The sequence below is a fragment of the Streptomyces silaceus genome, assembly GCF_001419745.1.
GTDB lineage: Bacteria > Actinomycetota > Actinomycetes > Streptomycetales > Streptomycetaceae > Streptomyces > Streptomyces silaceus.
Genome location: NZ_LIRJ01000574.1, coordinates 1 through 6,570 on the forward strand (window position 1 = coordinate 1; position 6,570 = coordinate 6,570).

A 6,570-nucleotide genomic window follows, 5' to 3' on the forward strand; every position below is an offset into this window, starting at 1 on the left:
CGCCGCCCTCGCGGACTTCCGGCCCGAGCCCGGCACCGACTCGGCGGTACGGGACTTCACCGCCGCCCCCGCCCTGGCCGCCCACACCAGCGTCATCGCCGTCGTCCGCACCCCCTCGCCGGAAGGGGAGCGCTACGTCTACGCCCTGACCGTGCTGGACGCCGTGTCCGACGCCGAACGGGCGCTCGGCGTCACCGTCCTGGTCGGCGGCCCCCTGGTCGTCCTGCTCACGGGCCTGATCGCCTGGGCCGTGACCGGCGCGGCGCTGCGCCCCGTCGAGGTCATTCGCAGGGAACTCGCCGCCGTCACCGCGGACCGGCTCGGCCGCAGGGTGCCCGCGCCCGGGGGCCAGGACGAGATGACCCGCCTGGCCAGGACCGTCAACGACACCCTGGAGCGCCTGGAGCGCTCGGTGACCCGGCAGCGGCAGTTCGTCGCCGACGCGTCGCACGAACTGCGCAACCCCATCGCGGCGGCCCGCGCCGAACTCGAACTGGCCCTCCTCAAGGAGCCGCCGCCCGAGACGGCGGCCTCGCTGGGACAGGCCCTCGACAGCACCGTACGACTGGAGCGCATCGCCGCCGACCTGTTGCTCCTCGCCCGTCTCGACGCCCAGCAGCCGCCGACCCTGCACCTCGTCGACCTGTCGCTGCTCGCCGCCGAGAAGACCGCCCGGCGGCGCTCCGCCCGCGTACCGCCGACGCTCGACGCGGACGACCCGGTGCTCGTGCGCGCCGACCCCGGCCAGCTGGAGCGGCTGCTCGCCAATCTGCTGGACAACGCCCAGCGCTTCGCGGACTCCGAGGTCCGGGTCACCGCCACCACCGACCCGGCGACCGGCACCGCCGTGCTCGAAGTGGCGGACGACGGCCCCGGCATCCCGCCCGAGGCGGCCGAGAAGGTCTTCGACCGGTTCGCCCGCCTGGAGGCGGACCGCAACCGCGCCAGCGGCGGCACCGGCCTCGGCCTCGCCATCGCGCGGGAGATCGCCCGGGCCCACGGCGGGACGCTGCGGGTCGAGCCGAGCCCGCGAGGGGCGCGCCTGGTCCTGCGGCTGCCCCTGGCACGCACCTGATCCGGGGCGTCCGCATCCGTTCCGGCGGGACGGGGCCGGTCGGGCGCGGGCCCGTGCGAGCCGCGCACCGTTCCTGAAGGCGCCTTCCGGATCCTCAGGGTCCGTTCAGGAAGCGGCGCCGAGGATCGTCCCCATGCCCCAGCCCCAGCACCGCGCAGCCGGCCACCGCTCCCGACGTCACCGCGCGCGCTCCCGGCCGGCGCACCAGCGGCGGCCGTCGCGCAGGGCACGGATCGGCCGTACGGTCCTGATCCTCACCGCCGTCCTCGTCCTGTGCGGCGGCGCCGCGGCCTGGTACCTGTACCGCGAGATCGACAGCATCGGCTCGTCGTCCGCCCTCGGCGCCGACGCGCCCAAGTCGAAGGACGGCTCGACCAACATCCTGCTCATCGGCCTCGACACCCGGAAGGACCAGGACGGCGACGAACTCCCGTCCGACGTGCTGAAGAAGCTGCACGCGGGCAGCTCCGAGATCGGCGGCTACAACGCCAACACCCTGATCCTGCTGCACGTCCCCGCCGACGGCGGCAAGGCCAAGGGCTTCTCGATCCCGCGCGACGACCTCGTCGACATACCGGGCCACGGCAAGGACAAGATCAAGAAGGCGTACGGCCTCGCGAAGGCGGCGGAGGAGGAGCGGCTGAGCGGCCAGGGCGTGACCGACCGGAAGGAACTGGAGTACGCGGGACGGGAAGCGGGCCGCCAGTCGCAGATCAGGACCGTGCGCGACTTCCTCGGCGTCCCCGTCGACCACTTCGCCGAGGTCAGCCTGGCCGGCTTCTACCGCCTCGCCGACGCCCTCGACGGCGTCGAGGTCTGCCTGAACAAGCCGGTCAAGGACCGCTACTCCGGCGCCGACTTCCCGGCGGGACGGCAGAAGCTGAACGGGCAGGAGGCCCTCGCCTTCGTACGCCAGCGGCACGGCCTGGAGCGCGGCGACCTGGACCGCACGCGCCGCCAGCAGGCGTTCCTCGCCTCGGCCCTGCACCAGGTGAACAGCCTCGGCACCCTGACCAACCCCGCCCGGCTGCTCGACCTGAAGAACGTGGTGAAGGACAACGTGGTCCTCGACAAGGGCTGGGGCGTCTTCTCCTTCGTCGAGCAGGCCAAGAACCTCACCGGGGGCAAGGTCGAGTTCACCACCCTGCCGGTGGAGCGCTTCGGCCGGCACCACGGCGAGGACGTGAACATCGTCGACCGCGACCTGGTCCGGCGCCGCGTCCAGGAGCAGACCGCCCCGTCCGGCGCCAAGTCGTCGAAGTCCGCGCGCGACACCGGCCCGTCCGACGCCCCGTCCTCCGGCTCCGACAGCGCCGACCCGAAGGTCTCCGGAGGCGGTGTGCCATGCGTGGACTGAACGCCCGCCGCACCGAAGCCCTGTTGCTCGCGCTCGCGCTCCTCATCGTCGTCTACGGATACGCCTCCGCCGGCCTGGCCGTGACGGACGCGATCCCCGCCCAGCTGCCCGGCTTCGCCGCGTCGCAGCTGTGTCTCGCCCTCGTCGCCCATCTCGCGGTGCGCCGCTTCGCGCCGCACGCCGACCCGCTCATCCTGCCGCTCGCCTTCCTCCTCACCGGCCTCGGACTCGTCCTGATCCAGCGGCTCGACCACGCCTACGCCAAACGCTTCGACTCCGCGCCCGCGAGCGGCGGACAGCTGATGTGGACCGTCCTCGCGGTGGCCGCCGCGCTCGCCGTGCTGTGGGCCCTGCGGGACTACCGGCAGCTCCAGCGCTACCTCTACGTCACCATGGCGGCCTCCCTGGCCCTGCTCATGGCGCCCGCGTTCTTCCCCGGCGACACCTACGGCGCCAAGCGCTGGGTGTACCTCGGCCCGCTCTCCTTCCAGCCGGGCGAGTTCGCGAAGATCGGCATCGTGGTGTTCTTCGCGGGGTTCCTCGTGCTCCACCGCGACGCGCTCGCCTGCACCGGCCGCCGCGTGCTCGGCGTGACCCTGCCGCACGGCCGGCAGATCGGCCCGATCGTCACCGTGTGGCTGCTGAGCCTGCTCGTCCTGGTCTTCGAGCGCGACCTCGGCACGTCGCTGCTCTTCTTCGGCGTCTTCGTCGCCCTGCTCTACATCGCCACCGAACGCACCGGCTGGGTGGCCTGCGGGATCGCCATGACCGTGGTGGGGGCCGCCGCGGTCGGCGCGTCCGAACCGCACGTCCGGGGCCGGATCATGGCGTGGCTGCACCCCTTCGACATCTATCTGCCGCCCGACCAGCGCCCGCCGGGGCTGGTGTCGGACCAGGCCGCCGAGGCCCTGTTCGGCTTCGGCAGCGGCGGCGTCACCGGCACCGGTCTCGGCCAGGGGCACCCCGAGCTGATCGGCTTCGCCGGGCGCAGCGACTTCATCCTCACCACCGTCGGCGAGGAGCTGGGGCTCGCCGGGACGATGGCGGTCCTGATGCTCTACGCCCTGCTCGTCGCGCGTGGTTTCCGCACGGCGCTCGTCTGCGGCAACCCCTTCGGGAAACTGCTCGCGGCGGGCCTGTCGGTGGTGCTCGCCTTCCAGGTCTTCATCATCACGGCGGGCGTGACCGGCCTGATGCCCTTCACCGGCAAGGCGCTGCCGTTCCTCGCGCAGGGCGGTTCCTCGATGGTCGCCAACTGGCTGCTGATCGCACTTCTGTTGGCCGTCAGCCACCAGGCGCGCCGCGACCGGGCTCCGGACCACGACCCTGCGTACGGGAAGGACGACGGGTACGAGGCGTACGACAGGGACGGCTCAGGCAGAGGCCGCCCGCGCGGTGCCGATCAGCCCGAGGGCGTCGACGGCGGCCGGGGAGAGCATCGACTCGTCCAGGCCGGACAGGGGCAGCCAGGCGACCGCTGAGGTGGAGTCGTCGGCCTTGGCGACCCGGACGGGTCCCGGCGCGAGTTCGACGACGTAGAACAGCCCCACCAGATGCCAGCTGACCCCGAGCCTGCGGGCCGCGTAGGACCGGGAGTCCACCAGGCGCGCGTCGAGGACCTCCAGGCCGGTCTCCTCGTACAGCTCGCGCGTCAGCGCCTCGCGCGGCTGCTCGCCCGGGTCGACGCCGCCGCCCGGCAGATGCCACAGACCCGGCTCGAACACCGGCGACGCCTCCGAGAGCCGCGTCAGCAGCAGTTCGCCCCGCGCCGTGGCCACGGCGTACGCCGAGACCCGCGACCGCACCTGTTCCCCCACAGCGCATCTCCCGTTCCCCGAGATGTACGTCGGGCCCGGGCCTGCCCCCACGCAGACCCGGACCCGACTGTCCCTGGCGGTGCCGCTACGAGCCCGACGGCACCACGCTCACGTCCGCCGCGCGGACGTAACCGACCCGGTGGCCGTACTGGATCACGTAGTACATGTCCTTGCCGCGCACCACCTTGTGGGGCGCGGTGTCGAACGTCGGCGAGTAGAAGTACTCGCCCGGCACCTTGTCGCCGATCACGTACTTCTGACCCGCGAGGATCTTGTACGGCAGCGGCGAGACCGTCTGCACCGGAACACCCGCCGGGTAGGCCTCCTTCTCCGGGTAGGCCCGCCCGTACACCGGCACCTCGCTCGCGCCGGCCTTCGGCGTCACCACGAGGCCCTTCGCGTCGACCGCGGTGGGCTGCTTCCTCGGGTTCTTGAACCAGGCCTTCTGGCCGAGGTACCAGACCGCCGTCCAGTCGCCCTGGCGGTCCGCCACCGCGTACTGCTGGCCGGTGGACAGGCGCGCACCCGTGTCGTTCACGTCGATCGTGGAGTCCTGGCCGCCGGGACGCTTGCCGATGTCCTTGATCAGCGGGGCGTCGTCACGCGGCTCGGTGTGGACGCGCACCGCGGCCGAGCCGTGCGGCACGCACTTCTCGCCGGCCTTGGCGCAACCCGTGTACTCCGGCTGGTTCTTGGCGTAGTCGGGCGCCACCGTGACCAGCCCGCCCTTCGCGCCCGCGGAGCGGTGGAACGGCTTGCCGAGCAGCGTGAAGTAGTGCTGCCAGTCCCAGTACGGGCCCGGGTCCGTGTGCATCCCCGGGATCGACGACGTCACCGTGCCCTGCACGTTGTCGTGGCCGAGGATGTGCTGGCGGTCCAGCGGGATGTCGTACTTCTTGGCGAGGTACTTCACCAGGCGCGCCGAGGAGCGGTACATGGCCTCCGTGTACCAGGTGTCGGGCGCGGTGAGGAAGCCCTCGTGCTCCAGGCCGATCGACTTGGCGTTCACGTACCAGTTGCCCGCGTGCCAGGCGACGTCCTTGGCCTTCACGTGCTGGGCGATGTGGCCGTCGGTGGAGCGCAGCGTGTACTGCCAGGACACGTAGGTGGGGTCCTGGACCAGGTTCAGGACTCCCTCCCACCGGCCCTCGGTGTCATGGATGACGATCGTGTCGATGCTCTGGCTCTTGGGCCGGTCCGACAGGTCGTGGTTGCCGTAGTCGGGGTTGCCGTTCGGATCCTTGAACTCCTCGTACGGCGCCGGGATCCACTCGCACGACACGGTCTTCGGGCACTCCGTCTCGCCCGCCGCGGCCCTGCGCAGGCCCATGCGCTTGAGCTGGGCCGCGTCGGGCCGCAGACCGGGCTCAGGGGCGAGCGCCACGCGCTGGCCCGCGTCCGTGGTGCGCCGCTCGCCGTCGCGGATGACGGCGAACACGTCGTTGGCGTACGTCGCCGCGGTGGCCTCGTCGTCCGCGCCGGAGAACCGGCCGATGGCGCCGTACCAGTCGGCGGGGTCGGAGGTCAGCGGTTTGCCGAGCTTCTTCTGGGCCGCGGCGAGCAGGGCCGCGCCGCCCTCGACGTTCGCCGCCGGGTCGGTGCGCAGCTCCTCGGCGGACCTGCCGGTCAGCTCGGCGGCGCGGGGCAGCGTCCGCAGGCGGGCCGGGATCTCGGACTCGTCCGGCAGCGCGGTCTTCGGCGGCGCGGCGGGGCGCGAGGTGTCGCCGCGCGGGTCCTCCTTGCCCTCGCCGTGGTGCGGGGCGGAGGCCAGGGCGGTGCGGGCGTCGGTGAGATGCATGGGGCCGTAGCCGCCGGTGACGCTCGCCGCCCCGCCGTGCGCGTCCCAGCGGGACTGCAGGTACGAGACGCCGAGCAGCACGCTCTGCGGCACGTGGTACTCGGAGGCGGCGGACGCGAAGGCGGCCTGCAGCCCTGTGGCGGACGCCTGTTGGGGGGCGCTCGACGACGGAGCGGCGCCGAGCAGCGGCACGAGCAGACCGGCCGACGCGAGGGCGCCCGCCGTCCTGACGGTACGTCTGCGCGTGGACGCGGTGGGGGCGGTGGCGGATCCTCGCAATGCAGCCTCCTGGGACTCCTGGGCCGATGAAGCGTGACGGGGCGTGCGGGGCCGGGCGTGCGTCAGTGGTACCGGCTCTCCGACGATCCGTCAATCATGCCCAGGAGAAGTGATTTCCCATGTCAGCGCTGGTACCGGCGGGTTACGGCCAGGTTTTCGCCAGGGGCGGCCCCACCGCCTGCGGCGCGTCAGTGGAGTGGACCAATGAGCGGCACGGAGATCCACCTGTTCGGGGGAGCGGGGG

At 72.7% G+C, this 6,570-nt stretch carries 5 protein-coding genes; 3 read left to right on the top strand and 2 right to left on the bottom strand.

The window, feature by feature from the left end:
- From AOK22_RS36905 to AOK22_RS36915, 3 genes are all read left to right on the top strand, one after another.
- Window positions 1–1,075, top strand: a 1,075-nt coding sequence (locus AOK22_RS36905) for a sensor histidine kinase (RefSeq protein ID WP_055703031.1), incomplete at its 5' end; no start/stop codon positions are given.
- A gap of 133 nt (window positions 1,076–1,208) precedes the next feature.
- Window positions 1,209–2,432 (top strand): LCP family protein, encoded by a 1,224-nt coding sequence (locus tag AOK22_RS36910; RefSeq protein WP_107102121.1) that lies wholly within the window; start codon window positions 1,209–1,211, stop codon window positions 2,430–2,432.
- A complete protein-coding gene (locus tag AOK22_RS36915; RefSeq protein WP_079037072.1) occupies window positions 2,420–3,913 on the top strand; it encodes an FtsW/RodA/SpoVE family cell cycle protein in 1,494 nt (497 codons plus the stop codon). Before AOK22_RS36910 ends, AOK22_RS36915 begins: the two co-directional genes overlap by 13 nt.
- On the opposite strand, the gene AOK22_RS36920 is transcribed toward AOK22_RS36915, so the two are convergent.
- Complete coding sequence (locus AOK22_RS36920; RefSeq protein WP_055703032.1) at window positions 3,806–4,249, bottom strand: NUDIX hydrolase; 444 nt, start codon at window positions 4,247–4,249, stop codon at window positions 3,806–3,808. The genes AOK22_RS36915 and AOK22_RS36920 overlap by 108 nt on opposite strands.
- 85 nt (window positions 4,250–4,334) lie before the next feature.
- Window positions 4,335–6,326: an N-acetylmuramoyl-L-alanine amidase gene (locus AOK22_RS36925; RefSeq protein ID WP_055703033.1), complete on the bottom strand. Its 1,992-nt coding sequence runs from the start codon at window positions 6,324–6,326 to the stop codon at window positions 4,335–4,337.
- Between the last annotated feature and the right edge of the window lie 244 nt (window positions 6,327–6,570).